This window comes from Qipengyuania sp., from assembly GCF_043423005.1.
Taxonomy (GTDB): domain Bacteria; phylum Pseudomonadota; class Alphaproteobacteria; order Sphingomonadales; family Sphingomonadaceae; genus Qipengyuania.
Genome location: NZ_JBHWMI010000012.1, coordinates 16234 through 42284, shown reverse-complemented (window position 1 = coordinate 42284; position 26051 = coordinate 16234). Strand labels below are relative to the sequence as shown.

General features: G+C 66.0%; 34 protein-coding genes. 21 read left to right on the top strand and 13 right to left on the bottom strand.

Going from position 1 to position 26051, the window contains the following annotated elements; translation table 11 throughout:
• Both ACHFFA_RS02875 and ACHFFA_RS02870 read left to right on the top strand, forming a co-directional pair.
• A partial coding sequence (locus tag ACHFFA_RS02875; RefSeq protein ID WP_394269334.1) for a CbbQ/NirQ/NorQ C-terminal domain-containing protein occupies window positions 1-355 on the top strand: 355 nt, incomplete at its 5' end.
• A 40-nt stretch (window positions 356-395) separates the two neighbouring features.
• Window positions 396-2609, top strand: a complete 2214-nt coding sequence (locus ACHFFA_RS02870) for a transglycosylase domain-containing protein (RefSeq protein ID WP_394269333.1) — start codon at window positions 396-398, stop codon at window positions 2607-2609.
• Here the strand turns inward: ACHFFA_RS02870 and ACHFFA_RS02865 are convergent.
• From ACHFFA_RS02865 to pyrE, 10 genes are read right to left on the bottom strand one after another with little or no spacing between them, the layout of a single operon-like run.
• Window positions 2606-3028 carry a PaaI family thioesterase gene (locus ACHFFA_RS02865; RefSeq protein WP_394269332.1) on the bottom strand — a complete coding sequence of 141 codons (423 nt, stop codon included), beginning with the start codon at window positions 3026-3028 and terminating at the stop codon, window positions 2606-2608. The two genes, ACHFFA_RS02870 and ACHFFA_RS02865, sit on opposite strands and share 4 nt — an antisense overlap.
• Complete coding sequence (locus tag ACHFFA_RS02860) at window positions 3021-3473, bottom strand: PaaI family thioesterase (RefSeq protein ID WP_394269331.1); 453 nt, start codon at window positions 3471-3473, stop codon at window positions 3021-3023. Before ACHFFA_RS02860 ends, ACHFFA_RS02865 begins: the two co-directional genes overlap by 8 nt.
• A gap of 56 nt (window positions 3474-3529) precedes the next feature.
• On the bottom strand, window positions 3530-4006 hold the full coding sequence (gene ruvX, locus ACHFFA_RS02855; RefSeq protein ID WP_394269330.1) for a Holliday junction resolvase RuvX: 477 nt from the start codon (window positions 4004-4006) through the stop codon (window positions 3530-3532).
• Window positions 3985-5172: a DUF3089 domain-containing protein gene (locus ACHFFA_RS02850; protein WP_394269329.1), complete on the bottom strand. Its 1188-nt coding sequence runs from the start codon at window positions 5170-5172 to the stop codon at window positions 3985-3987. Before ACHFFA_RS02850 ends, ruvX begins: the two co-directional genes overlap by 22 nt.
• Window positions 5162-6283, bottom strand: coding sequence for an AI-2E family transporter (locus ACHFFA_RS02845; protein WP_394269328.1), 1122 nt, complete (start codon window positions 6281-6283; stop codon window positions 5162-5164). The genes ACHFFA_RS02850 and ACHFFA_RS02845 overlap by 11 nt, the downstream gene beginning before the upstream one ends.
• Window positions 6284-6311: 28 nt before the next feature.
• Window positions 6312-7196, bottom strand: coding sequence for a signal peptidase I (lepB, locus tag ACHFFA_RS02840; RefSeq protein ID WP_394269327.1), 885 nt, complete (start codon window positions 7194-7196; stop codon window positions 6312-6314).
• Window positions 7193-7594 (bottom strand): holo-ACP synthase, encoded by a 402-nt coding sequence (acpS, locus tag ACHFFA_RS02835; RefSeq protein WP_394269326.1) that lies wholly within the window; start codon window positions 7592-7594, stop codon window positions 7193-7195. Before acpS ends, lepB begins: the two co-directional genes overlap by 4 nt.
• The gene (locus tag ACHFFA_RS02830) at window positions 7591-7863 is read right to left on the bottom strand and encodes a pyridoxal phosphate biosynthetic protein (RefSeq protein ID WP_394269325.1); all 273 of its coding nucleotides are present in this window, start codon (window positions 7861-7863) and stop codon (window positions 7591-7593) included. Before ACHFFA_RS02830 ends, acpS begins: the two co-directional genes overlap by 4 nt.
• The gene (locus ACHFFA_RS02825) at window positions 7860-8600 is read right to left on the bottom strand and encodes a pyridoxine 5'-phosphate synthase (RefSeq protein ID WP_394269324.1); all 741 of its coding nucleotides are present in this window, start codon (window positions 8598-8600) and stop codon (window positions 7860-7862) included. Before ACHFFA_RS02825 ends, ACHFFA_RS02830 begins: the two co-directional genes overlap by 4 nt.
• Window positions 8597-9178 (bottom strand): orotate phosphoribosyltransferase, encoded by a 582-nt coding sequence (gene pyrE, locus ACHFFA_RS02820; RefSeq protein WP_394269323.1) that lies wholly within the window; start codon window positions 9176-9178, stop codon window positions 8597-8599. The genes ACHFFA_RS02825 and pyrE overlap by 4 nt, the downstream gene beginning before the upstream one ends.
• Window positions 9179-9385: 207 nt before the next feature.
• On the opposite strand from pyrE, the gene coxB reads away from it, so the two are divergent.
• The 14 genes from coxB (at window position 9386) to ACHFFA_RS02750 (ending at window position 20316) form a co-directional block, all read left to right on the top strand.
• Entirely contained in the window at window positions 9386-10522 is a 1137-nt protein-coding gene (coxB, locus tag ACHFFA_RS02815) for a cytochrome c oxidase subunit II (protein ID WP_394269322.1), read from the top strand.
• 54 nt (window positions 10523-10576) lie between these two features.
• On the top strand, window positions 10577-12310 hold the full coding sequence (gene ctaD / locus ACHFFA_RS02810) for a cytochrome c oxidase subunit I (RefSeq protein ID WP_394269321.1): 1734 nt from the start codon (window positions 10577-10579) through the stop codon (window positions 12308-12310).
• Between the two features lie 87 nt (window positions 12311-12397).
• Window positions 12398-13357 carry an alpha/beta fold hydrolase gene (locus ACHFFA_RS02805; protein WP_394269320.1) on the top strand — a complete coding sequence of 320 codons (960 nt, stop codon included), beginning with the start codon at window positions 12398-12400 and terminating at the stop codon, window positions 13355-13357.
• 47 nt (window positions 13358-13404) lie between these two features.
• A complete protein-coding gene (locus tag ACHFFA_RS02800) occupies window positions 13405-14328 on the top strand; it encodes a heme o synthase (RefSeq protein ID WP_394269319.1) in 924 nt (307 codons plus the stop codon).
• Complete coding sequence (locus tag ACHFFA_RS02795) at window positions 14325-14447, top strand: hypothetical protein (RefSeq protein ID WP_394269318.1); 123 nt, start codon at window positions 14325-14327, stop codon at window positions 14445-14447. Before ACHFFA_RS02800 ends, ACHFFA_RS02795 begins: the two co-directional genes overlap by 4 nt.
• Window positions 14448-14451: 4 nt before the next feature.
• Window positions 14452-15024 carry a cytochrome c oxidase assembly protein gene (locus ACHFFA_RS02790; protein WP_394269317.1) on the top strand — a complete coding sequence of 191 codons (573 nt, stop codon included), beginning with the start codon at window positions 14452-14454 and terminating at the stop codon, window positions 15022-15024.
• A gap of 64 nt (window positions 15025-15088) precedes the next feature.
• Complete coding sequence (locus ACHFFA_RS02785) at window positions 15089-15910, top strand: cytochrome c oxidase subunit 3 (protein ID WP_394269316.1); 822 nt, start codon at window positions 15089-15091, stop codon at window positions 15908-15910.
• Window positions 15911-15989: 79 nt separating this feature from the next.
• A complete protein-coding gene (locus tag ACHFFA_RS02780) occupies window positions 15990-16571 on the top strand; it encodes an SURF1 family protein (protein ID WP_394269315.1) in 582 nt (193 codons plus the stop codon).
• Window positions 16572-16614: 43 nt separating this feature from the next.
• The gene (gene thrC, locus ACHFFA_RS02775) at window positions 16615-18006 is read left to right on the top strand and encodes a threonine synthase (RefSeq protein ID WP_394269314.1); all 1392 of its coding nucleotides are present in this window, start codon (window positions 16615-16617) and stop codon (window positions 18004-18006) included.
• Window positions 18006-18899: a class I SAM-dependent methyltransferase gene (locus ACHFFA_RS02770; protein ID WP_394269313.1), complete on the top strand. Its 894-nt coding sequence runs from the start codon at window positions 18006-18008 to the stop codon at window positions 18897-18899. Before thrC ends, ACHFFA_RS02770 begins: the two co-directional genes overlap by 1 nt.
• Before the next feature lie 9 nt (window positions 18900-18908).
• Entirely contained in the window at window positions 18909-19283 is a 375-nt protein-coding gene (locus ACHFFA_RS02765; RefSeq protein WP_394269312.1) for a dihydroneopterin aldolase, read from the top strand.
• The gene (locus tag ACHFFA_RS02760; RefSeq protein ID WP_394269311.1) at window positions 19280-19585 is read left to right on the top strand and encodes a Rossmann fold domain-containing protein; all 306 of its coding nucleotides are present in this window, start codon (window positions 19280-19282) and stop codon (window positions 19583-19585) included. The genes ACHFFA_RS02765 and ACHFFA_RS02760 overlap by 4 nt, the downstream gene beginning before the upstream one ends.
• A 1-nt stretch (window position 19586) precedes the next feature.
• Window positions 19587-19850 (top strand): MoaD/ThiS family protein, encoded by a 264-nt coding sequence (locus ACHFFA_RS02755; RefSeq protein WP_394269310.1) that lies wholly within the window; start codon window positions 19587-19589, stop codon window positions 19848-19850.
• A 1-nt stretch (window position 19851) separates the two neighbouring features.
• Window positions 19852-20316 carry a molybdenum cofactor biosynthesis protein MoaE gene (locus tag ACHFFA_RS02750; protein WP_394269309.1) on the top strand — a complete coding sequence of 155 codons (465 nt, stop codon included), beginning with the start codon at window positions 19852-19854 and terminating at the stop codon, window positions 20314-20316.
• Here the strand turns inward: ACHFFA_RS02750 and ACHFFA_RS02745 are convergent.
• A complete protein-coding gene (locus ACHFFA_RS02745; protein WP_394269308.1) occupies window positions 20313-20825 on the bottom strand; it encodes a hypothetical protein in 513 nt (170 codons plus the stop codon). The genes ACHFFA_RS02750 and ACHFFA_RS02745 overlap by 4 nt on opposite strands.
• 175 nt (window positions 20826-21000) lie before the next feature.
• Here ACHFFA_RS02745 and rplU point away from each other — a divergent pair, with 175 nt between their 5' ends.
• The 4 genes from rplU (at window position 21001) to ACHFFA_RS02725 (ending at window position 23300) form a co-directional block, all read left to right on the top strand.
• The gene (rplU, locus tag ACHFFA_RS02740; protein ID WP_394269307.1) at window positions 21001-21621 is read left to right on the top strand and encodes a 50S ribosomal protein L21; all 621 of its coding nucleotides are present in this window, start codon (window positions 21001-21003) and stop codon (window positions 21619-21621) included.
• A gap of 12 nt (window positions 21622-21633) precedes the next feature.
• Window positions 21634-21903, top strand: a complete 270-nt coding sequence (rpmA, locus tag ACHFFA_RS02735; RefSeq protein ID WP_394269306.1) for a 50S ribosomal protein L27 — start codon at window positions 21634-21636, stop codon at window positions 21901-21903.
• Window positions 21904-22108: 205 nt separating this feature from the next.
• Window positions 22109-22645 carry a GNAT family N-acetyltransferase gene (locus tag ACHFFA_RS02730; RefSeq protein WP_394269305.1) on the top strand — a complete coding sequence of 179 codons (537 nt, stop codon included), beginning with the start codon at window positions 22109-22111 and terminating at the stop codon, window positions 22643-22645.
• A 64-nt stretch (window positions 22646-22709) separates the two neighbouring features.
• Entirely contained in the window at window positions 22710-23300 is a 591-nt protein-coding gene (locus tag ACHFFA_RS02725) for a TetR/AcrR family transcriptional regulator (protein WP_394269304.1), read from the top strand.
• Here the strand turns inward: ACHFFA_RS02725 and ACHFFA_RS02720 are convergent.
• Window positions 23275-24027 (bottom strand): YgfZ/GcvT domain-containing protein, encoded by a 753-nt coding sequence (locus tag ACHFFA_RS02720; RefSeq protein WP_394269303.1) that lies wholly within the window; start codon window positions 24025-24027, stop codon window positions 23275-23277. The genes ACHFFA_RS02725 and ACHFFA_RS02720 overlap by 26 nt on opposite strands.
• 78 nt (window positions 24028-24105) lie before the next feature.
• Between ACHFFA_RS02720 and pyrC the strand changes: the two genes are divergently transcribed.
• On the top strand, window positions 24106-25146 hold the full coding sequence (gene pyrC / locus ACHFFA_RS02715; protein WP_394269302.1) for a dihydroorotase: 1041 nt from the start codon (window positions 24106-24108) through the stop codon (window positions 25144-25146).
• Here the strand turns inward: pyrC and rarD are convergent.
• Window positions 25118-26017: an EamA family transporter RarD gene (rarD, locus tag ACHFFA_RS02710; protein ID WP_394269301.1), complete on the bottom strand. Its 900-nt coding sequence runs from the start codon at window positions 26015-26017 to the stop codon at window positions 25118-25120. The genes pyrC and rarD overlap by 29 nt on opposite strands.
• Window positions 26018-26051: the final 34 nt, after the last annotated feature.

The following is a 26051-nucleotide window of genomic DNA, read 5'->3' as shown; positions in this document are numbered from 1 at the left end:
GGGCCAGATGGACCGCTGGAACATCGTCGTCGGCCTCAACTACCTGCCTGCCGCAACCGAAGAAGCGATCGTCGGCGCGAAAAGCGAGGGCGCCGATCCCAAGCTGGTTGCCGACATGGTCAAGGTTGCCGAACTGACCCGTCAGGGCTTCATCAATGGCGACATTTCCACTGTGATGAGCCCGCGGACGGTCATCACCTGGGCGCAGAACACGGCGATCTTCAAGGACGTCGGCTTCGCCTTCCGCCTGTCGTTTCTCAACAAGTGCGACGAGGAGGAGCGGGCGCTCGTTGCCGAATACTATCAGCGGGTGTTCGGCGAAGACCTGCCGGAAAGCATCGTGGCCAACGCATAGCCCTTCTAAATGCTGTGTTAATGCGATAGCACAGTAAGGGATGAACGTGTTCGACAGTTTCCGCAAACGCGATCCCCACACGATGGGGACGGGGCCGCATCGGGGCTATTACTCGCTCGACGATCGGTTCGATGAAGCGGACTTCTACGACGAATGGGAGGCCCGCCAGCTTGGTGGCGAACCGCGTTCTGAAGGGTTGGAGCGACCCCCGACCCGCTGGTGGCGGCGTTCGTTCTGGCTGGGCCGCCGGCGTCGCTGGTGGGCCGCCCGCATCGTTGCCGCGGTGCTGGCGCTGCTGCTGCTTCTCGTCGCCTGGCTGGCGATAACCGCGCCGCTCAACAAGTCTCTGCGTCCGATCGCGCCGCCCCAGATCACCTTGCTGGCATCGAACGGCACTCCGATCGCGCGCAACGGCGCCGTGACGGACGAGCCGGTGAGGGTGGCCGATTTGCCGCCGCACGTGATTGAGGCCTTCCTGGCGATCGAGGACCGGAGGTTCTATTCCCACTGGGGGATCGATCCGCGGGGCATCGCCCGCGCCGCCTTCACCGGCACCGGCGGCGGCAGCACGATTACCCAGCAGCTGGCGAAGTTCACCTTCCTGACGCCCGAACGCAGCCTGACGCGCAAGGCCCGCGAGGCCTTGATCGCGTTCTGGCTGGAAGGATGGCTGACCAAGGACGAAATCCTCGAACGCTACCTCTCGAACGCCTATTTCGGCGATAACGTCTACGGACTGCGCGCCGCCAGCATGCATTATTTCTACCGCAAGCCCGAAAACCTGCGCCCTGCCCAGGCGGCAATGCTGGCAGGCTTGCTGCAAGCCCCTTCGGCCTATGCGCCGACCCGGCACTACGAACGCGCGGTACGCCGCATGCGGCTGGTCGTGCAGGCGATGGTGGATGCCGGCTATGTGACCGAGGCGGAGGCCCGGGCGATGCGTCCCCCCGATCTCGACGTGCGCCTGAAGAGCGATCTTCCGACCGGCACCTATTTCGCCGATTGGGCGTTGCCCCAGGCCCGGGCGTTGACCGAAACGGGATATGCGCGCCAGACGCTGACCACGACCCTCGATGCGCGGTTGCAGGAGATCGCCCGCCGGGTGACGAACCGCGCGCCGCTCGGCAAGGCACAGGTCGCGCTGGTGGCGATGCGACGCAATGGCGAGGTGGTGGCGATGATCGGGGGGAAGGACTACGCCACCTCGCCGTTCAACCGCGCCACCCAGGCGCGCCGCCAGCCGGGATCGACCTTCAAGACCTTCGTCTATCTCGCTGCCCTGCGCGAAGGCTGGGAGCCGGATGACCGGATCGCCAATACCGAGATCACGCAGGGCGGCTATCGCCCCCGGAATGCGCGGGGCGTCTATTCCGACAGCCTGACGCTGAGGCAGGCCTTCGCCCAGTCGAGCAATGTCGCCGCCGTGCGCCTGCTGGGTGAGGTGGGCAGCGAAAACGTGATCGAGACAGCGCAGGATTTCGGCATCAGTGCGGCGATGACCAAGGGCGACCCGAGCCTGGCCCTCGGCACGTCGACGATGACGCTGCTCGAACTGACCGCGGCTTATGCCGGCGTCGCGGCAAACAGCTTTCCCGTCGAACCGCGCGGCTTCGTTCGGCCGGAGGCGTCCTGGTGGGAGCGGCTGACGGACGGCACATCGTCCCTTTCACGCTCGACGCACGGGGAGATGCTGGAAATGCTCCGCGCGGCGATCAACGACGGGACGGGACGCGCGGCGATGCTGAGCCAGCCGAATTTCGGCAAGACCGGGACGACGCAGGACAATCGCGATGCGTTGTTCGTGGGCTTTGCCGGCGATCTGGTCGTCGGCGTCTGGATCGGCAACGACGACAACTCTCCGCTGCCGGGCGGCATGTCCGGCGGCGGGCTTCCGGCGCGGATCTGGCGGGATTTCATGACGCAGGCGCTTGGCGTATCGGCGGCGCCGACCCGCCAGCCTCCGCGCAGCCAGCCCGACCCGGGCGGCCCGGTCGAACCGCTCGACCTGCCGGACGGGGCGGACATTCCGCTGGGCGACGGCGAATCGCGTCTGCGCATTCGCGATGGCGAGGCGGTCCTCTCGACCGCGATCGACGGGGTGCCGATCGACGTGCGGGTGGATGGAGAGGGTGTCTCGATCGACGAACAGGCGATCGAGGATGCCCGCCGCCGTGCCGAAGATCGTCAGCTGGAACTCGAACGGCAGTACGAAGAGGCGTGGCGACAGCGCGAAGGCGTTCCGGGTCCGGATTAGCCGGGAGGCTGCTTCTCCTCTGCCATCAGCACGTTCATGATCGCCGTGGCGATCGGGCGGGCCGGGTCGTCCTGCCATGCTTCGACGGTGATGTTCGCGCTGCGCCGGCCGAGCTTGGTAATCCGCCCGCTGGCGTAGCTGACCTGGTTCTTGCCCGCGGCCAGATACTGGACCGTGATGTTGATCGGCTTGAGCATCGCGCGTCGCCCGGCGCGATCGAGTTCCGCGCGCAGCACGCCATATCCGGCCGTTTCCAGCAGGCCGCCCGTCGCGCCGCCGTGGTAGTACTGTGGCCTGCCCTCGACGATCTCCGCGAACTCGACACTGTAGACGAGCGTGCCGTCGTCCCAGCGATTGAGCCGGATGCCCAGCGAGCGGGCATAGGGGGTCAGGACATGGTCGGCATTCAGGTCAGGCATCGGGCAGGCTCCGCGGGTCTTCGCCGATGTTCATGAAGACGCCCTGGATATGCGCCACCGGATCGGCGGCATCGCCATCGTGCGCCAGCCCGCGGACGAAGGCGGCACTGCGCGTAACGCGATAGCACTGCGAGCGTCCGAACACGCTGGACCCTTCGCGAGCCGGGCGGACGTAGTCGACCCGCAGATCGAGTGTCGCGATGGCCCGGAACGCATCCATCCGGCGCCAGATCGCCATGCCGCTGGCCATATCCATCAGGCTGAGGATCGGGCCGGAGGCAACGACGTGCTGCCCGTCGTCACCGATCAGGTCCGCCCGCCAGGGAAGCTCGAGTTCGACCCAGTCGGCGCCGTGGTCGGCGTATTTCAGCCCCAGCCAGCCAGGGTGGCCGCGGCTGCACAAAAACGGCGTTGCCGTCGCCGGATCGAATAACTGCTCGCTCATGCTGCCGCCAGTAGCGGGGTCGTCGTGCGGCTGACAATGGCGGGCGTGCCTTTGGGTCAGCGGGTAAGGGCGTCGATCGCCCCTTGCAGGATGACCGCCGCGGCATGGGCGTCGATCCGCTCGGCACGCTTGGCCCGGCTCATTCCCTGATCGATCAGCGAGGTCTCTGCGCTCACCGTCGACCAGCGCTCGTCCCACAGCAGGACCGGCAGGGACAGCCGCTCGGCAAGGTTGCGGGCATAGGCGCGGCTCGCCTGCGCGCGCGGACCTTCGCTGCCATCCATATTGCGCGGCAGTCCGATGACGATGCCGACCGCCCGGCGTGCCGTAACGAGTTCGCCGAGCGCCGCCGCATCGCGGGCGAACTTCCCCCGGGTCAGCGTGGTCCCCGCAGTGGCGAAACGCCAGCCTGCGTCGCAGGTGGCAAGGCCGATCGTCCGGGTGCCGAGGTCGACACCAACCAACACCCCGCCCTCCGGCAGGCGGTCGGCGAAGGTCAGCGCGCTTTCGGTTACGAGGCCCGCGAAGTCCATGCCGCCACTCGCTGCGCCACGTCGTCCTGAAGGTTCTGCCAGAACAGCGGGATGTCGTAGACGTGGTAATTTCCCCCCGGGAGGACCCCCTGGCTGAAGGCTGGCGGCTGACCGATCAGCAGCAGCCCCCGCGGGTCGCAGCGCGCCGGAATGAGCCCGGGGACGAGTTCGCCGGAGGTGAGATCGTCGCTCGGCATCAGGGTGCCGCGATTGGCGCTGGCCGGGGCGCTGCCGCCGCTGGTTCCGGTGAGCGGGTTGATGCACAGGATCGGCCCGTCGCCCCGCGGCTGACCGTCATAGCCGGGCGTCTTGCGATAGCGTTCCAGGATCAGTGACGGATCGCCGTCATCGGCAAAGCTGCTCCATGATACGATGCAGCCGGGCTGGCCCGGCGTCGCACAGGCGGGGAGGGGGAGGGCCGGCAGGTCGTGAGCGATCGAAATCGGCCAGCCGATCGCATAGACCCCCGCGATCCGCGAGGCGGGAATGCTGCTGTCGACCTTGTCTTGCAGCAATTGCAGGACATGAAGCGCGCCCTGGCTGTGCCCGGCAAGCACGATCGGCTTGTCGGCCGGAACCTTGGCCAGGAAGTACTCGAAGGCCTGAACGATATCGGCATAGGCAGCATCGATCGCGCGCCCGGCTTCGGGCTGTGCAGTCAGGAAGGCGCCTGCCGCCGCCTGGCGGTAGCGCGGCGCCCAGATCTCGTCCGCGCGGTTGAAGGGGGTGGCCAGCCCGCGCAGAAACAGGCGGGCACGTTGATCGGTTTCGGCATCGCCGAGGGGCGCGTTCCAGTCGCCCCCGGCACGGATGTAGCTGGTCGGCGGCACGAAGAACACGGCGAAGGACGGCACCGGCAGGCGGCCTTGCTGCCCGGCTCCGACTGTTTGGGCTGCCTGTCCGGGCAGGGCATCTTCGCTCGCAAGTGTCGGCGATGCGAGAGGCGGTTGGTAGCGCGCCGGATCGGCCGTGCCGATGCCGGGGCGCGAATACCACATCGCGGGATCCTGATAGGCATTATCGGCCAGCGGCGCCTGCTCGACGAATTCGCCGCGCGGTACGAAGGCGATCCTGGTCGCCTCGTTGGACCAGATGGCAAGCGCGAAGGCGCCGGCAATCACCAGGATGATGATGCCCGCGACGAGATAGAGAAACTTACGCGCCATGCCTGATCCCGACCGCGTCTTTCCCGCTCGCATCGTCCTCGACCGTGCGTGCCCGCCGTTCGAGTGCGACCTTGATCATCGCCAGCAGCGGGTCGGCGAACAGCAGGCCGACGATGCCGAACAGGATGCCCATCACCAGCTGCGCCGCAAGCACGAGTGCGGGGGCGAGATCGACCGTGGTCTTGGCGATCATCGGAATGACCACGTAGCCGTCGAAATTCTGGACCAGGAGGTAGACCACGATGGTGAAGATGCCCATCTCGACCCCGCCGGAAAAGCCCACCAGCACCATCAGCAGACCCGATACGATCGCGCCGAGGTTGGGGATGAAAGCGAGCAACCCTGTCAGGATGGCGAGCAGGGCGGCCATCGGCACCGGATCGATGCCGAATGGCAGGCCCCCGAAGCGCAGGAGAACATAGGTCAGCAGGCCTTCGAGCACCATGCCGGCGAGCCGTCCGGCCATCAGCCGCCGCATGGTTCGCGCCATTTCCGCGAGCGTCTCGTAAAGGCCCTCGCGCTTGCGTGAGGGCATCATCCAGGCGACACCGCGCTCGTATAGCTTGGGATCGACGGCAACATAGATACCGATCACGACAATCAGGATCAGGGTCGCAACTCCGCCGGCGATGCCGGAAAGCGCGGCGGTGAAGGTGGACAGCCCCGAACCGATGCTGCTGACGTAGTTCTGCAGCTGCGAGTATCTCACATCGAAGCCCTGTTGTCGCGCCCAGTCGAGGGTCTCGTCCAGCTGTTGCTCGATCAGGGTCGGAAACCGCGCAGCTTCCTGCGAGATGGTCGTCCCGGCGAAATAGCCGAGCCAGACGAAGAACAGCAGCGCGAACAACAGCACCAGCGTCACCCGCCAGCCCCGTCCGATGGGCAGCACGCGGCCAAGCAGGCGCGCCCCGCCGTCGATCATCGAGGCAAAGACCAGCGCCCCGAAGACCACCAGCAAGGGCTGCGCGATATAGACCAGCAGGACCGCCAGACCCACCACCGCGGTCCATACGAATGCCCGGCGGGCCTCGTTGCGGATGCGGGGATCCTCGATATGAGAAGGGCTGCGGCCCAGTTCGGCTGTTTCTTCCGCGTTCGGTTCCTCGGCCATGACTACCCCCTTCGTGCTGATACGGCGTCTAGGCCCCCGGCTGCGGCTCTAGCTTTGCGGGTCTTAACGTGCTCCACGCCCTTGCACCGCGCAGGCTGGTGAACCATGTCACCGGGTTGAGCGTCGTCGAACCGTCGAGCGAGAAGGTGATGAATTCGGCCCGCCCGCCAATGTTCTCGAGCGGAACCGGCCCCAGCAAACCGCGCGGGTCCAGCGTCTCGCGACTGTCGGCCGAATGGTCGCGGTTGTCACCCATAACGAAGACGCTGCCTTCCGGCACGACCTGCTCGGGCACATCATCGAGCGACTGCGCGATGTGATCGATGATCAGATAGGTGGCGCCGTTTGGCAGGGTTTCGCGATAGACCGGCACCCGGCAGACCGGATTGCCCGCCGCATCGCTGGCGAGAAAGGTCGGTTCGTTAAAGCCAAGGCAGGTCGAGTTGCCGTCGATCGGCAGGTCGAGCGGCGGCTCGGCCCGTTGCGGCACGGGATCGCCGTTGATGACGATCTGTCCGTTACGAACCGCAATCCTGTCCCCCGGCAAGGCGACCACGCGCTTGATGTAATCCTCGTCGCGCTGCGGATGCACCGGCACGACGATATCGCCATATTCCGGCGTGCGCCCGCCCACCCGCCAATCGTCCCGCGGGGCAAGGTGGAAGCTGATCGAAGACCAGTTCCAGCCATAGGGATACTTGCTCACCACCAGCCGATCCCCTTCCATCAGGTTGGGAAGCATCGATTCCGATGGAATGTAGAACGGTTTGGCGATGAAGCTGTGAAAGGCAAACACCGCCAGCAGCATCAGCGCCAGCCCCTTCAGTTCGGCCAGCCAGTCGGTCCGCTCGCGTCGCCTGTTGCTGCGCGAGGCGCCCCTGTCGCGGCGCAGGGAAAGGGCGGTGGACTTCATTGGCGATGCGCCTCGATGATGACGAAGGCCTGCGCCCATGGATGATCGTCGGTGAGGGTCAGATGAATATGCGCCGCGTGACCCTCCGGCAGCAATTCGGCCAGACGCGCCGCGGCGCCCCCCGTCAGCGCCAGGGTCGGCGCGCCCGACGCGGCATTGACGACGCCGATGTCCTTCATGAACACGCCGCGCCTGAACCCGGTGCCGACCGCCTTGGAGAAGGCCTCCTTGGCGGCGAAGCGCTTGGCATAGGTGCCGGCCATGGTAAAGGGGCGGCGCTGTGCCTTGGCGCGCTCGATATCGGTGAACACCCGCTCCTCGAACCGCGCCCCGAACCGGTCGAGCGAGTTCTGGATCCGTTCGATGTTGCACAGGTCCGAGCCAAGGCCGATGATCACGTGGCTCTCGCAAACAAGGTGACAACCAGGGCCATCATCATCCAGTGGAGCATGACCTGCGATTTGACCAGCGGATGATCGATCGCGCCGCCGGCAAAGCGGGCGGCACCGATATAGAAGCCGATCTGGATCAGCGGCCATCCGATACCGAAGGCAAGGAACGTCTGCCGGCCGATGGCGAACCCGGCCAGGAGCAGGCTGGCGAGGAACGGTATCGCCGCCGCCAGTGCCCACCGACGCTCGGCACGGGTCAGTTCGCGCGCGCTCATCGTGCGGCGTCCATCAGTTCGCGCATGTGGCGAACCGCCTCTTCCAGCCCGACGAACACAGCCTCGCCCACGAGGTAATGGCCGATGTTGAGTTCGGCGATCTGGGGGATGGCGGCGATCGGCTGGACGTTGTCGTAGGTAAGGCCGTGCCCTGCATGAGGTTCGATGCCGTTTTTCGCCGCCAGCGCCGCCATGTCGGCGATCCGCCGCAGTTCGCGTGCGGTCCGCTCGTGATCCTCGCCCAGCGCGGCATGCGCGTATTCGCCGGTGTGGAATTCCACCACCGGAACCCCAAGGCGAAGCGCCGCCTCGAGCTGACGCTCCTGCGCCTCGATAAACAGCGACACGCGGATGCCCGCCTCGCCCAATCGCCCCACCAGAGGGGCCAGCGTGTTATGCAATCCCGCCGCATCGAGGCCGCCCTCGGTGGTCCGTTCCTCGCGCCGTTCGGGAACGATGCAGGCGGCATGAGGCCGGTGGGCGAGGGCGATGGAAAGCATTTCCTCGGTTGCCGCCATCTCCAGATTGAGCGGCAGGTCGGTCGCCTCCTGTATCCGGCGCAGGTCCGCATCCCGGATATGGCGGCGATCTTCGCGCAGATGCGCGGTAATGCCGTCGCCGCCGACCCGGGCAACGATCTCCGCCGCCCTGACCGGATCGGGATGATCGCCGCCCCGCGCATTGCGGATCGTCGCCACGTGATCGATATTGACGCCGAGGCGCAGGGGCCGGGTCACGCGGCGCGGCTTCCCGGCTTGGTCACCGGTAGCGCGGCCAGCTCGGGCGGAATTTCGTCCTCGGCATAGGTCGGGAAGGACAGGGTGATGAGCGGATAGAACGGCACGCCGAGCTCTGCGTGTCCTTCCGACCGGTCAACCAGCGCACATTCCGCGATCACCTCGCCCCCTTCGCGTGCGACCGCCGCGATCGCCTCGCGGCTGGAAAGACCGGTCGTCACCACGTCCTCGACCATCAGGACCCTGGCGCCGGGTTCGATGCGGAAGCCGCGCCGCAGGTGAAAGGTGCCTTCCGGTCGTTCGAGAAATATCGCGTCTTTATCGAGCGCGCGGCCCATCTCGTGCCCGATGATAATCCCGCCCATCGCAGGGCTGACCACCAGATCGATGCCCGCCCTGATATCTGCCGGAAGCGTGGCCGCCAGCGCCTCGGCCAGAGCGGCCGCGCGCCGGGCGTTCATCAACACCCGCGCGCACTGCAGATAATGCCCGCTGCGCCGTCCGCTCGACAGGCGGAAATGCCCTTCGAGCAGGGCTTCGCTGGCCCGGAATGCGGCGAGAATTTCGTCCCTGGTCATGGTTCGTCGCTCAAAGCGACAAACCCGCGCACACGCAAGAGCAAAGGCGGATGACAAATTTGTGGTGTCACCGCTTGAGCCGTGCGATATCGGTGCCTATAGGGCATCCATCCGACCCCTCGCGACAGGGCATGCATTCGGTGGCGCTCACAGGCGCGGCTGCGCATGGTCGCCCGGCAAAGACTGGCGAAAAGAGTTTCGACGACGATGAAGATCTTCCGTTCCTTCAAAGGGCTTGATCGAATTGCTGCCACGCTGACCGCGGCAGTGTTGCTGCCGCTCGCTGCGCCGGTCGCCTTGGCCCAGGCCGTTCCTGCGGCCACCCCGGCGCCGACTGCGTCCCCCAGTTCGCCCGCGCCCGAACTGGTGGCCCCGGCGCCGGCGATCACTCCGCCCGCCGAACAGGCGACGGTTGACGCGGCCGCGACTGCCGACGTGGCCGATCCCGATGCGGTCGCCGCAGGCAGCGCCGCCTATACGCCGATGAAACCCACGGCCGGCAAGGGCCAGCCGATCCCCGGCGGCTGGAATGTCCAGGACCAGTTCAACGAGACCGGACGGTTCGCCAGCGGCCTTCATACCGGCCTCATCTGGGTGATGATCGGCATCTGCGTCCTCGTCCTGGCGCTGCTCTTGTACGTCGTTCTGCGCTTCAACAAGCGGGCCAATCCGGTGCCGTCCAAGACCAGCCACAACACGATGGTCGAAGTGATCTGGACGGTGGTGCCGGCACTGATCCTTCTGGGGATCGCGGTGCCCTCGATCTCGCTTATCGCCAAGCAGTACAGGGCGCCCCCGGCAGATGCGATCACGATCAAGGCGACCGGGTATCAGTGGTACTGGGGCTACTCCTATCCCGACAACGGGGATTTCGAGATCGTCTCGAACATGCTCGACGAGCAGGAAGCCGAAGCGGCGGGCGAGCCGCATCAGCTGGCGGTGGACAACCGCATGGTCGTGCCCGTCGGCGTGCCGATCCGCTTGCAGACGACCGCGGCCGACGTGATCCATTCCTTCGCCGTGCCCAGCCTGTGGTTCAAGCTCGACGCGGTCCCCGGCCGCCTCAACGAGCGCATGATCCAGATCGACGAGCCCGGCGTCTATTACGGCCAGTGTTCCGAACTGTGCGGTGCGCGCCATGCCTATATGCCCATCGCGGTCGAGGCTTTGCCGCTCGATCAGTATAATGCCTGGGTGCTGGCACAGGGCGGCACGATTGCCGGCGCCGAGGCCGAAGAGGCGCCCGCCGCGCCGAGCGTGGCCCCGCTGCAGGAACCGGAGAGCGCCGTTCCGGGCGCCGCCGGTGCGGGTGCTCCCCCGGCCGATGCCGTGCCGACGACCTGAACAATCGATATCCGTTCCTGAAGACACAAGCTTCAAGCGCAAGAGAACCCGAAGATGGCCACTACTGCCGATGCCTTCCAGGCCCACACCGATGACCACGCGCACAGCCATGCCGATCACAAGCCCGGCTTCTTTGCGCGCTGGTTCATGTCGACCAACCACAAGGACATCGGCACGCTTTATCTGATCTTCGCGATCTTCGCGGGGATCATCGGCGGGGCGATCTCCGGCATCATGCGCGCCGAACTCGCCGAGCCGGGCATCCAGATCCTCGATTCGGTCTATCCGCTTATCGGGGTCGGTCCGGGGGCGATCGACGAGGCGTTGCATCACTGGAACGTGCTGATCACCGCGCATGGCCTGATCATGGTGTTCTTCATGGTCATGCCGGCGATGATCGGCGGTTTCGGCAACTGGTTTGTTCCGCTGATGATCGGCGCGCCCGACATGGCGTTCCCGCGGATGAACAACATCTCGTTCTGGCTTACCTTCGTCGGGTTCTGCAGCCTCATGTTCTCGCTTTTTGTGCCCGGAGGTACGGGAATGGGTGCGGGAACCGGGTGGACCGTCTATGCGCCACTCTCGACCAGCGGCTCCACCGGCCCGGCGGTCGACTTTGCCATTTTCGCGCTGCACCTGTCCGGTGCGGGTTCGATCCTGGGCGCGACGAACTTCATCACCACCATCTTCAACATGCGCGCGCCGGGCATGACCCTGCACAAGATGCCGCTGTTCGTTTGGTCGATGCTGGTCACCGCGTTCCTGCTGTTGCTGGCGCTCCCCGTGCTGGCCGCCGCAATAACCATGCTGCTGACCGATCGCAATTTCGGCACGACCTTCTTCGATCCTGCCGGCGGCGGCGATCCCGTGCTGTACCAGCACCTGTTCTGGTTCTTCGGCCACCCCGAGGTGTACATCATGATCCTGCCGGGCTTCGGCATGATCAGCCAGATCGTGGCGACCTTCAGCCGCAAGCCGGTGTTCGGTTACCTGGGCATGGCTTATGCCATGGTGGCGATTGGCGTCGTCGGCTTCATCGTATGGGCGCACCACATGTACACCGTGGGCCTCGACGTTAACACGAAGATGTATTTCACCGCCGCGACGATGATCATCGCCGTGCCGACCGGGGTGAAGATCTTCAGCTGGATCGCCACCATGTGGGGCGGTTCGATCGAGTTCCGCAGCCCGATGGTTTGGGCGCTGGGCTTCATCTTCCTGTTCACGGTTGGCGGCGTTACCGGCGTGTATCTTGCCAATGGCGGGGTCGACGACGTGGTGCACGATACGTACTTCGTGGTCGCCCACTTCCATTACGTGCTGTCGATGGGCGCGGTGTTCTCGCTGTTCGCCGGGTTCTATTTCTGGTTCCCGAAGATGAGCGGACGGATGCATTCCGAACTGCTCGCCCATATCCACTTCTGGGGCTTCTTCATCGGCGTGAACATGATCTTCTTCCCCCAGCATTTCCTGGGCTGGCAGGGCATGCCGCGCCGTTATCCCGACTATGCGGAAGCCTATACCTACTGGAACCAGATCAGTTCGTACGGCTACCATGTCATGGCGCTGTCGATGATCCCGTTCTTCGTGAACATCGGCTATGCCCTGTTCGCCGGCAAGAAGGCGGCGCCCAACTACTGGGGCGAAGGTGCGACGACTCTCGAATGGACCTTGCCAAGCCCGCCGCCCTATCACCAGTTCGAGACGCTGCCGGTGATCGAGGAGCATCACACCTATCACGATCACCTGCCCCGCGATCCCCAGGCGGAGCCGCGCGAGGCGCACTGATCACCTTCGCCAGGTGTGAATCAACAAGGAACGGCCGGCGCCTCTTCAAGGGACGCCGGCCGTTCGTCTTTGCCAAGGACTGGCCCGATGCCTGAAATGCGCATGATCGAGACCGGCGAGGCGAAGCTGCGCTGCGCGATCGAGGGCACCGGACCTCTCGTCATCCTGGTCCACGGCTTTCCCGAAAGCTGGTATTCCTGGCGCCATCAACTGGGGCCCCTGGCTGAAGCCGGGTTCACCGCCTGCGCAATCGACGTGCGGGGTTACGGCGGTTCGGACAAGCCGCCGGAGATTGCGGACTATGCGATGGAACGGATCGTCGGCGATCTGAGCGGTCTTGCCGAGGTCTTGCAGCCCGACCGGCCCGCGACCCTCGTCGGCCATGACTGGGGGGCCCCCATCGTCTGGAACAGCGCGCTGACGCAGCCGGACCGTTTCCATGCCGTCGCCGGCCTTTCGGTGCCGTTCGCCGGTGTGCCCCAGAGGCCTTTCACCGAGGTTTTTCGCCAGCATTTCACCGAGCGGGGCAAGTTCTTCTACCAGGAGTATTTCCAGCAGCCCGAAATAGCGGAAGCGGAGGCCGAGGCCGATCCGCGCGGTTTCGTCGAGCGGATGATGTACGCGATCAGCGGGGACGTGCCGCCGGGCAATTATTTCGACAAGCCGCTTGGTGCGCGCTTTCTCGACGGACTTCCCGATCCCCGTCCGCTCGAGTGGTTGACGCCGGCCGATCTCGATTTCTACGAAAGCGAGTTCCGGCAATCGGGTTTTCGCGGACCGCTCAACCGGTATCGCAACCACGAGGCCGATTTTGCCTGGTTGCAGCGGTGGCGTGGGCAACGGATCGAGCAGCCCTGCCTGTTCATCGGCGGCACGCGCGATCCCGCCACGTTCCTGTTCGGCGCAGTGACCGATCCCATCGCGATGATGCGCCAATACGCGCCACGGGTCGAAGGACATCTGCTCGAGGGTTGCGGGCACTGGACCCAGCAGGAACGCCCGGCCGAGGTCAATCGCCTGCTGCTCGACTGGCTCTCGCGCCTCTGACCCTTTATTCCGCGCCGCTGCCGCCCTATAACGATAACCGATCTCGCATGACCCAGGCCGCCCCCTCCACCACCCGCCTCCCTGCGGACTGGCGCGATTTTTTCGCGCTGACCAAGCCGCGGGTGATGACGCTGGTGATTTTCACGGGTCTGTGCGGCCTGCTTGCAGCACCCGGGCCAATCCATCCGGTCATCGGATTCACGGCCATCCTGTGCATCGCCCTTGGCGCGGGCGGGGCGGCGGCGTTGAACCAGTGGTGGGAAGCCGAGATCGACAGCGGGATGAAACGCACCGCCGCGCGGCCACTGCCCGCGGGGCGCATGCGCCGTGACGATGCGCGTGATTTCGGCCTGCTGCTGGCGGGCGCCTCGGTGGTGATCATGGGGGTCGCGGTCAACTGGCTGGCGGCAGCGATCCTGTTCGCATCGATCGTATATTACGCCGTCGTCTACACCATCTGGCTGAAGCCGCGCACGCCGCAAAATATCGTCATCGGCGGCGGGGCGGGGGCGTTCCCGCCGGTAATCGGATGGGTCGCGGTGACCGGCGATATCACGGTGATGCCGGTGCTGTTGTTCGCCATCATCTTCCTGTGGACGCCGCCGCATTTCTGGGCCCTCGCGCTGTTCGTGCAATCGGATTACGCCAAGGTCGGCATACCCATGCTCCCCGTGGTGCGGGGCGAGGTGACGACGCGCCGGCACATCCTTGCTTATGCCATCGTCCTCTCGCCCGTCGCGCTGGCCCCGTTCCTGCTTGGTCTCGCCGGTGCGATCTACGGGATCGCGGCGCTGGTCCTGTCGCTTTTGTTCATCGCCGCATCGCTGCCGGTCGGGTTGCGGCGCACGGTGCAAGGAGACGGCATGGCGCCCGAAAAGCGCCTGTTCGGCTTCAGCATCGTCTATCTTTTTGCGCTGTTCGGTGCGCTGGTCGTCGACCGTGCGCTCGCCTACAATGGAGTTATTGCATGACGCCCGAGGAAGACGCCGAGTATCGCCGCCGGCAGAAGAGCCGCAACCTGGTGGTCGGCGCTATCCTGCTGTTCCTGGTCGCCCTGTTCTATGCGATCACGATCGTGCGGATGGGGTAGGGCCATGACTTCGCTCTCGCTCGAACGGCGCAAGCATCGCACGGCGTTTTACGCCCTGCTGGCTGCTGCCGGGATGCTCGGGCTCGGATACGCCTCGGTTCCGCTCTACCGGCTGTTCTGCCAGGTGACGGGGTTCGGCGGGACGACCCAGCGGGCCACCGAAACCGATGCCGCGATTGCCGAACGGCTCGGCCAATCGGCGGGGTCGCCGACAATCTCGATCCGCTTCGATGGCAGTGTCGCCCCCGACGTGCCGTGGCAGTTCAAGCCCGAGCAGGTGACCGATACCGTCACCGTGGGACAGCGTGACATGGCGATCTACGTCGCCCGCAACATGTCCGACGAACCGGTAACCGGCACCGCCACCTTCAATGTCGAGCCCGAACAGGCCGGCGCCTACTTCAGCAAGGTGCAGTGCTTCTGCTTTACCGAACAGAGGCTCGAGCCCGGACAGGAAGTGCGCATGCCGGTGCTGTATTACGTCGATCCCAGGGCGCTCGACGATCCCAACATGGACGGGGTCGAACAGATCACCCTTTCCTATACCTTCCACCGCACGAAGGAATCGGCGGAGTAGGGTCTGGACCCGTGACGACGGCGGCGATAAGGGCAGCCAAGGCAAGCTACAGGACGCGAGTATAATGGCCGGCAACGTCAATCACGAATATCACATTCTCGAACCCGACATCTGGCCGCTGATCGGATCGCTCTCTGCGCTCGTGATGACCACCGGTCTGGTGTTCTACATGCACGAGATGAACGGCGGCCACCTGATCCTCGGCCTCGGCATCGCCGGTCTGATCGCGACCTTCTTCAGCTGGTTCTCGAACATCGTGAAGGAAGCGCAGCGCGGCGATCATACGCCGGTGGTCCAGCTGCACATGCGCTACGGCATGATCCTGTTCATCGCGTCGGAAGTGATGTTCTTCGTCGGCTGGTTCTGGAGCTGGTTCGATTTCGCCCTTTTCCCGAGCGAGCTTTCCGAGGTCATCGGCGGCCAGTGGCCCCCGGCCGCGATCGAGGCGGTGATCAACCCGTTCTCGCTGCCGCTGCTCAATACCCTGATCCTGCTGTGTTCGGGGACGACCGTCACCTGGGCGCACCATTCGCTGATCCATGGCGATCGCGACGGGCTGAAGAAGGGCCTGTGGCTCACCGTCATCCTGGGCGTGATCTTCACTGCGGTGCAGGCGTACGAATACCTGCACGCGCCGTTCCCCTTCGGCCAGAATACCTATGGCTCGGCGTTCTACATGGCCACCGGGTTCCACGGTTTCCATGTGCTTATCGGCACGATCTTCCTGATCGTCTGCCTCGTGCGCGTCTACAAGGGCCACTTCACCCCGCGCCAGCATTTCGGTTTCGAAGCGGCGGCATGGTACTGGCATTTCGTCGACGTGGTGTGGCTGTTCCTGTTCGTGGCGGTGTATGTCTGGGGCGGCTGGGGCGCCGAAATGCATTGATGAGCAGGGTTTTACCCGGTTCGCGAAAGGGGCAGTCCGGCAGTGCCGCGACTGCCCCTTTCGCGTGGGGGCGCATTTGATGCGACTGCCGCTGCTGCCCACCGCCGTGGTCGCCGCCGCGGTCGCCGTCATGCTGGCGCTGGGGTTCTGGCAGCTGGCTCGCAAGGGCGAGAAGGAGGCGATGATCGCGCGCTATGCCGCTGCGCAGGATCTGGCGGCCGAGGTGCCTTTTCCCAGGACGGCGGCGGACGTCAGCGGTACGCTCTATCGCAAAAGCCAAATCGAATGCCGCGACATCGTTGCCCGGCGGACCACTGCCGGCAACGGTGCCGATGGGGGCACGGGGCTGGCCCAGATCGTCACGTGCCGCACACCGGAGGGAGGCACGGCAGAAATCGCGCTCGGCCTGTCGCGCTCGCCCGAGCCGGTCGACTGGAGCGGCGGCATGGTCACCGGATATCTCGGCGCGGCGGGCGAGGGAGTGCGGCTCGTCGCCAGTCCGCCGGTGGCAGGCCTTGCGCCGCTCGCGCGGCCGGACCCGCGGGATCTGCCCAACAATCACCTCGCCTATGCAGTGCAGTGGTTCCTGTTCGCACTGACGGCTGCGATCATCTACGCGCTGGCGCTACGCCGGCGCGCACAGGACCGTGCGATCCTCTAGCGCGCTTGCCCCCGCGGGACCGCGCGGCTAACCCCCGGCTCCGATGCGGTACGTTTCCACTCGCGGCAACGCGCCAACGCTGAATTTCGCCGAGGTGACGCTTACCGGCCTGGCAAGCGACGGCGGGCTTTACGTGCCCGAAAGCTGGCCCCGTTTCTCTCCTTCGGAAATCACCGCGCTGCGGGGATTGCCCTACGCCGAGCTCGCCGCACGGGTGATGCAGCCTTTCGTCGGCGACAGCATCGCCCCGTCGCGCCTCAACGAACTCACGCACCAGGCTTACGCACGTTTCGCCCACGGAGCCGTCACCCCCCTGGTCCAGCTGGACGAGCGATTGTGGCTGCTCGAGCTGTTCCACGGGCCGACGCTGGCGTTCAAGGACATTGCGCTGCAATTGCTCGGCCTGTTGTTCGAGGAGTTCCTCGACCGGGACGAGGGCACCTTGACCATCGTCGGCGCCACCAGCGGGGATACCGGCAGCGCGGCGATCGATGCCGTTGCCGGGCGCGACAACGTCGAGATATTCATGCTTCACCCCGCCGGTCGCATCAGCGACGTCCAGCGGGTGCAGATGACGACCGTGCTGGCGCCCAACGTCCACAATATCGCCATCGAGGGCAGCTTTGACGATGCCCAGGCGATGGTAAAGCGCCTGTTCGCCGACCCTGAGGTAACGGGCCGGCACCGGCTGGGCGCCGTCAATTCGATCAACTGGGCGCGGCTGGCGGCGCAGGTGGTGTATTACTTCTCCGCTGCGCTGCAGCTGGGATCGCCTGACCGGCCGGTGGCCTTCGCCGTGCCAACCGGCAATTTCGGGGACGTTTTCGCCGGCTATGTCGCGGCACAAATGGGGCTGCCGATCGAAACGCTCGTCGTTGCCACGAACGTCAACGATATCCTTCACCGCGCCTTGTCGAGCGGGGAGTATGCGCAGGGCAGCGTCACGCCGACTGCCAGCCCGAGCATGGATATTCAGGTCAGCTCCAATTTCGAACGCCTGCTGTTCGACGTCGGCGGCCGCGACGGCGCGGCCCTTGGCGAGCAGATGGCGCGGTTCGAGGCCGAACGCCGGATGGAGCTCAGCCCCCGGCAGCGCAGCGGCACGGCCGAGCGGTTGGTCAGCGTGCGCGCCGATGCCGACGAAACAAGCCTCGCCATTCGCCGCGCCTACGAGCAGTCGGGCATGCTGGTCGATCCGCATACCGCAGTGGCGCTTCACGCGGCGCGGCAGGTGCCGACCCGTGCGGGCACGCCGATGGTCGCGCTGGCAACCGCTCACCCGGCGAAATTTCGCGATCCGGTGGAGCGCGCGACCGGCATCCGCCCGTCCTTGCCGCCTCGTGTGGGCGACCTCTTCGCGCGCGAGGAACGCTGCGTCCGCCTACCCGGCGATTACGAGGCGGTGCGCGACCATATTCTGGCCCACGCCGGCTGATGGCTGAACTGGTTCGCAATCCCGTGCTGATGGTGGGCGAGGGCTGGGACGGCTTTCGCCTGCTGGACAGTGGTGGCGGGCGCAAGTTCGAGCAGTACGGTCCGCACCGGGTGATCCGGCCCGAGGGGCAGGCCCTCTGGTCCCCCCGCCTCGCCGAATGGGATGCCGATGGCGAGTTCATTCCCGGCAGCGACGAGGACGGCGGCGGACGCTGGCATCTCGGCCCCGCCATCCCGCTCGAGGGCTGGCCACTGCAATGGAAAGATGGCATCCGCTTTACCGCCGAATGCACCCCGTTCCGCCACCTCGGTTTCTTTCCCGACATGGCGCCGGTGTGGGACTGGATGGCCGAACAGCTTGGCCCGGCCGAGGAAGCGGAACTGCTCAATCTGTTCGGCTATACGGGTGTGGGCACCCTGGCGCTCAGTCGGTACGGGCGGGTGACCCATGTCGATGCGAGCAAAAAGTCAGTGGCGCAGGCCCGCGCCAACGCGGCGCTTTCCGGATTGGAGGAGCGCCCGATCCGCTGGCTGACCGACGATGCCGTCAAGTTCACCGCGCGCGAGGTGCGCCGCGAGCGTCGCTATGACGGGATCATCCTCGATCCGCCCAAGTTCGGCCGCGGTCCAAAGGGCGAAACCTGGCGGATCGAGGACGGGCTGGCCCCGCTGGTCGCCGATTGCCGCCGCCTGCTCGACAGGGACAGCCGCTTTCTGTTCCTCACGGTCTATGCCGTGCGCATGAGCAGCCTCGCGCTTGCCGGATTGCTGGACGAGATCTTCGCTGATCTTCCCGGGCGGATCGAATACGGCGACCTTGCTGTTGCCGAGGCGGGAGCCGGGGGGCGGCTGCTTCCCACCGCGATCTTCGCGCGCTGGTCAAACCCCGGCTAAAGGCTGCCGATGCCCGATTCGCTTATCCTCGAGGTCGCCGATTTCGAACACGACGTCCTGACCGGGATCTATTCCGAAGAGACCGGCAAGCCGCAGCCGCTGCGATTCACGGTCTCGGCGCGGATGAAACCACTTCACCGCTACGATCCGGATACCTCGCTCGACCACTCCAAGAACTACATGGACCTCAAATTCGCCGCCTCGGGCGCGTTGCCGCCGGGTGTCCACTTCAAGCTTATCGAAGCGGTTGCCGACCATATCTGCGAAACGCTGTTCCTGCAGGACCGGCGGGTGGAGGCGGTGACGGTGAGGATCGTCAAGCTGGCCATCGCCGAGGCGGGGGAGAAGATCGGCATCACCCTGCACCGCGAGAGGCGCGAATGATCCGAGTGGAGATACCCGCGCTGCCCGCCGACCCTCTCGGCGCGGCAGCGGCGTTCCATCGCGACTGGCTGAGCGACATCGAGCATCGTCTTGCCAGCGGGACGGACGTGATGGTCCTGCTGCCGCCGGCCGATTATTCCCACCATCAGTGGCGGCTTGCCGCGATCGCGGGGCTGGCGCGCAAGCATGCGCCTTCGCGGGCCAACATGGTTGCCGGCGAACCGGGGACGGCGGCGGTCATCTCGACCGAGCGCTATCTCGCCGCTGCCCCGGGGGTGACCGGGCAGTATCTCGAGACCTGACATGACGACAGCGCGCTTCGTCTTTCTCGGCCGGCTGCACGATCTGGCCGGCTGTGCCGAGGCCAGCATCGATCTGCCGGGCGAAACGACCTGGCCGGGCCTTCAGGATATCCTTGCCGCCCGGTTCGGCAAAGACCTCGCCGCCGCCGTGGCCGAACCGCGCACGAGCGTGGCGGTGCACGGGATCGTACAGCCCCACCGCGAATCGATCGTTATCCGTCCCGGCGACGAGATCGCTTTCCTCCCTCCGGTGAGCGGCGGGTAGCATGCCGATCGGTACCCCGCTGGATGTGCGGCTGGCCGATTTCAGCCTGCACGTTGCCGATGCTGTCGCGTCGTTCGAGGGGGCCTACCCGGCTGCTGGCGCAATCGTGACCTTTCTGGGCAAGGTGCGCCCCGAGGGCGATGTCCGCGCGCTCGAACTGACCCATTACGAGCCGCTGACCCTTTCGGGGATGCAGCAACTGGCGACAGATGCGGCCGCGCGCTTTCAGCTTGACGGGGTGCTGGTGTGGCACCGGATCGGCCGGATGGAGCCCGGCGACCCGATCGTCCTTGTCGCGGCGGCCGCGCGGCACCGGAGGGCGGCGTTCGAGGGCGCTGACTTCCTGATGGACCATCTCAAGTCCGCCGCGTGGCTATGGAAACGCGAGCTGCGCGGCGACGGGTGGCACTGGATCGAGCCCCGCCCGGCCGACCATTCGGATCGCGCGCGCTGGCTGTCTCCTTAACGGCGGCGCAGTTCGGCCAGCACGGCGTCTTCCTCGGCGACCCATCCGATCACCTGCTCCCGCGCAGCCACCAGTGATGGCGATTGCGCGGCCTGCACCGTCTGGCTGACGTAGATCGCATCGAGATCGCCCAAGGGTATCGCCGTCTGGCTACGCGCCGCCTCGAGTTCGGCCAAGGCGACCTGAGCGCTCGCCCAGGCGTCGCTCGCGGTAGTTGCCGCGCCGGGCGCCGCGACCCTGGGGCGGGCATCCGGGACCAGCGCAAGGAATGCGTCATGCGCGCGCCGGGCCGAGGCAACGAGGCTGGTGACGGTCGTATCGAGGCCGCCGGCAAGATCGACTTCGACCGCAGGAACATCGATCCGGCGCGGTTCCGCCGCCGCAAAGGTGCCGCTTGCCCGCTCCGCATCCCGGATAGCCAGGGATGGATAGTTCGCCGATGATCCGGCGCAGGCGGATAATGCGAGGGAAGCTGCTACCGGCAGGGTCAGGCGAAGGGTCTGGCGCATCGGCGCGCCATAGCATGCCCCGCCCGGTGCGCCACAGCCCGTGCGAAAAAACCCCAAGAGCCGCCGTTGACTTGGCCCCGGTGATCGCTTAACGGCACCCTTCTTTCCGGGCCTCGCCTTCGGGCGGGCTGACGGATGCGCCGTGGTTTCGCAAGGACGCGGCAAAGCTTTTTAGTTGAGAGATACCACCATGTTCGCAGTAGTGCGTACGGGCGGCAAGCAATACCGGGTTGCCGCCGGAGACAAGATCGCAGTCGAAAAGCTCGCCGGTGCGGCGGGCGACACCATCACGCTTGGCGATGTGTTGATCGCTGGCGAAGGCGATCGGCTCGAAGCGGCAGGGTCGGTGACCGTCTCGGCCGAGATCATCGCCCAGGCGAAGAGCGAAAAGGTCGTCGTCTTCAAGAAGCGGCGCCGGCACAATTATCGCCGCAAGAACGGCCATCGCCAGCAGATGACGCTCCTGCGCATCACCGCGGTGGGCGACGATCGCGGCGAACAGCGTGCTGCTGCTGCCGAAGGAAAGACCCCCGCTACCAAGGCGACGGGTGCGGACACGGCGGTTGCCGATGCACCGGTTACCGTTGCGCAGGCCCCGGCCGAATCGCAGGCCGCGCCGGTCAAGGCGACCAAGAAGGCCACGCCGGTAAAGGATACGAGCGAGGAAAAGGCATCGCCCAAGGCCCGCAAGGCCGCCCCCAAGAAGGATGGCGCCGCCGCGGCCAAGGCCGATGACAAGACCGTCACCGAAACGAAGGTTGACGATGCGGCCAATACGGCCGACGAACAGAAGTAAGGAGCGCGGACGATGGCACATAAGAAAGCAGGCGGTTCGTCGCGTAACGGTCGCGATTCGGCAGGCCGCCGTCTCGGCGTCAAGAAGTTCGGCAGCGAAGCCGTGATTGCGGGCAACATTATCGTGCGCCAGCGCGGGACCAAGTTTTATCCGGGCACCAATGTCGGGATGGGCAAGGATCACACGCTGTTCGCGCTTACCAACGGCCAGGTCCGTTTCCACGAAGGCAAACTTGGTCGCAAGTACGTCTCGGTGGACATGCTAGCCGAGGCAGCCGAATAACCGGACGATCCGATGACGGGATCGTCCAAGCGGGACGGTCCCAGCCGGGCTAACGATCCGGCAGACGAAGAGGGAGATGGGGCCGACCCGTCTCCCTCTTGTCGTTTCTCCCTCTTCATCGCAGCGGCGAAAAACCTTCGTCATCACGCAAATGTCACGCAGCCGGATTAGGACCCCGGAGCGTCGGCCGAAGGGGAGAAAAGTGATGTTCCACAAGACGCAGCGCCTGTTGTTGAGGCCGTCCTGGATCGAGGATGCGCCTGCCATCGCGGCAGGTATCGGGGAGCAGGCGATCGTCCGCAACCTCGCCACCGCGCCGTGGCCCTACGGCCTTGCCGATGCCGAGCGATTCGCCGGTCGGCCGCAGGACCCGCGTCTGCCTCACTTCCTCATTCATCTGCCCGGCGAAGGAGTGATCGGCAGCGTCGGCTTCGGACAGGACGATAGCGAGGTCGAGATTGGCTACTGGATAGCGCGCGCCTGGTGGGGCCGCGGCTTCGCCACCGAGGCGGCCCGTGCGCTGGTCGCGCTCGCACCTATCCTGGGGCACCGGCGACTGGTCGCGGGGCATTTTCTCGACAATCCCGCCTCGGGCAAGGTGCTGCGCAAGGCAGGGTTCCGGCCCACCGGGCGGCGCCTGCGGCGGCATAGCGCCGCACGGGGCACGCATGCGGAACTGGCCGAGTACGAATTGCCGCTGGTATGCAGCCACGGGCCTGCGGAGCTGCCACAGGCGGCCTGAGCGTCCCTTCGCACGTGCTCCGCATGGCTTTGCGGGCGCGTGCGGATCGGCTACCGCGCCGCCTATGGCGACCCGCAAGAGACTGAGCCCCGAAGAATCGCGTCATGCAGCGCTCGAGGCCGCGCGTGTCTTGCTGATCGAGGCGGGCCCCCAGGCCGTAACGCTGAAGGCGGTATCGGCCCGCATCGGCAAGACCCACGCCAACCTGCTTCACCATTTCGGATCCGCCGCGGGGCTGCAAAAGGCGCTCGCCGGCTATCTGACCGAGAATGTCTGCAACGCCATTGCCGATGCGGTTCGCGCCACCAAGGCGGGAAGCGGCAGCCCGCGAAAGGTGGTCGACCTTGCCTTCGATGCCTTCGACCGCGAGGGTGCCGGCGCGCTCGCCAGCTGGATGATCCTGACCGGCAATGAGGACGCGCTGGCTCCGATCGTCGAGACGATCCACGATCTGGTGGACGAGATCGCGCCGGGTGAGGCAGACCATGCCGGCAATCCGCTGCGTGTGCACGAGGAAACACTGGCGCTGGTGCTGATGGCGATGGGCGACGCGTTGATCGGTTCCGCGCTGACACGCTCGCTCGGACTGCCGGAAACCGCCGCGCGGGAACGGGCGGAGCGGATGCTGCTCAGCTCGCTCGATCCGGCTGGGTAAGCGCCTTCTGCAGCCAGGGGGGCGCGGTCGCCACGTCGATCTGCTCGACCCGCAAGTGATCGACCGCAAGGCCGAGTTCGGGATAGGCGGCCTTGCGCCGGCCCTCGTCAGACGCGCTCAGCGGGACCACCACCAGCCGGCGATTGACCTTCTGCCGCCAGTTCATCCGTGCCGTATTCTCCTGCCCGACATAGCATCCCTTGGTAAAGCTGACCCCGCCGAGTTCCGCGGCATTCGTCTCCAGCCACAGGATGTCCCCCGTCTCGCCCTGACCCTCCGGTACCCCGAGGGCGAGGCGGTGAGCGAGATAGGCGGCATCGGCCTGGTGCGCATCGTCAGCAGCCGGTGCGAGCCAGCGCCAGCCAAGTTCCGGCAGGCGGGGATCGGGACTGGCCCCGGCAACGTCCTGCGTTTGCCAGTGCACCGCCAATCGCGGTTCGGGCACGATCGCGATGCGCCGCCGCAACCGATACAGCGATAGCCGCCGGATCAGCGCATCGGCCGCCGCCGCCTCGGAATCGATGAGGAGCGATCCGTCATCACCGCCGGACCAGACGATGAAATCGAACAGGGTCTTGCCCTGTGGGCTCAACAGCCCGGCATAGACGGGCAGGGGGCCTGTCACGTCGTTGGTCACCAGGCCTTGCAGAAATCCAGCGACATCCTCGCCCGGTTCTTCAGGTGCGAGGCGGACGAGGGCGCGGGCGGCAAGGCGGCTTGCTGTCATGACGTCCAAGCTCGGGTGGCGCAGCCCGAACGTCAAGGGATTGGCGCGGGGGCGGGCCTCGCGCTATGCGGCCACTCGATGACACGCCTGACGATCCGCCGCCCCGATGACTGGCACGTGCACCTGCGCGATGGGGAGACGTTGCGCGCGGTCGTGCCCTACACCGCCCGCCAATTCGCGCGCGCGATCGTCATGCCGAACCTGTCGCCCCCGGTGACGACGACCGCGCTTGCCGCCGCGTACCGATCGCGCATCCTGGCGGCAGTGCCGCAAGGGATGCGATTCACGCCCCTGATGACGCTGTACCTGACCGATCACACCGATCCGGGCGATCTTGCAGCCGGGTTCGCCGACGGGGTGTTGACCGCGGCCAAGCTGTATCCGGCCGGCGCTACCACCAACAGCGCGCATGGCGTGACCGATATTGCCCGCATCATGCCGGTGCTCGAGCGGATGGCGGAACTCGGCATGCCGCTGTGCGTCCACGGCGAAGTGACCTCCGCCGAAATCGACATCTTCGACCGCGAGGCCGTGTTCATCGAGCGCATGCTCGAACCCCTTACCCGCCGCCTGCCCGACCTGCGCATCGTCTTCGAGCACATCACCACGCGAGAGGCGGCACAGTTCGTCGACGCCGCGGGCGAGGGGGTCGCGGCCACGATCACCCCGCAGCACCTGCACATCAATCGCAACGCGATGCTTGCCGGGGGCATTCGCCCGCACATGTATTGCCTGCCGGTGGCGAAGCGTGAGGTTCATCGACTGGCGCTGCGCAAGGCGGCAACCTCAGGGTTGGCGAAGTATTTCCTCGGGACCGACAGCGCTCCGCATCCTCGCGATGCCAAGGAAAGCGGATGCGGCTGCGCCGGGATCTTCAACGCCCCCCATGCGCTCGAAAGCTATCTCGCCGTGTTCGAGGAAGAAGGCGCGCTTGATCGGTTCGAGGCCTTCGCCTCGCTCAACGGCCCCGCTTTCTACCGTTTGCCCGTCAACGAGGAAACGGTGACGCTTGAAAGGGGCGGGGTGCAGGTGCCCGGCGAACTGGATGGCGGGGGCGCGCCGATTGTCCCGTTCCAAGCCGGGGAGGAACTCAGCTGGCGGTTGATCGCCGCCGGCTGACCAGATCCCACACGAACAGCGCCGCCGCCGCCCAGATACAGGCGAAGCATGCTGCCTGCACGGGTTGGAGCGGCTCCCGGAACACCGTCAGCCCGAGGATGAAGACGATGCTGGGCGCCAGGAACTGCACGAAGCCAAGCGTCGAATAGGGCATCCGCCGCGCGGCGACGGCGAACATCAGCAAGGGGATCGCGGTCAGGAACCCGCCCAGCACGATCGCCAGGCTGAGAGCGGGGGAAACCATGAAGGACGAGCCCGCGGCAGTGCCGGCGTAATGATAGGTTACGGCAATGGACGGGACCAGCAATAGCGCGGATTCCAGCGTCAGCCCGGGCAGCGAACCGACCGGCACCTGCTTGCGAACAAGTCCGTAGGCGCCGAAGGACAAGGCCAGCGTCAGGCTGATCCACAGCGTCGTCAGGGCCCCGCCCGCGAGCAGCGAGACGCCCACGGCCGCGACTGCCACAGCCACCCATTGCAGCCGGCTCAGCCGTTCGCCGAGGAAGACCGTGCCAAGCAGGACGTTGACCAGCGGGTTGATGTAATAGCCGAGGCTCGCGGCGAAGATGTTGCCCTGCTGGATGGCCCAGACATAGACTACCCAGTTGACGGCGATCAGCATGGCGCTGACCGCCAGCCAGCCGAGCGCACGCGGATTGCGCAGGGCTTGCGCCACGTCCGCTCCCTGCTTGCGCACCGCCACGATGACGAGGCAGATCGGCAAGGTCCAGACGATCCGCCAGGCGACGAATTCGAAGGCGGGGACTTCCCGCACCAGCAGCAGGTAGAGCGGCAGGAACCCCCAGATCAGGTAGGCGCCAAACGCCGCCGCTAGGCCGCTGCGTGAATCGGTTGTTTGGGGGTCGGACATGAAGCGGCGCGCAGTAGGCCTGGTGCCTCATGCC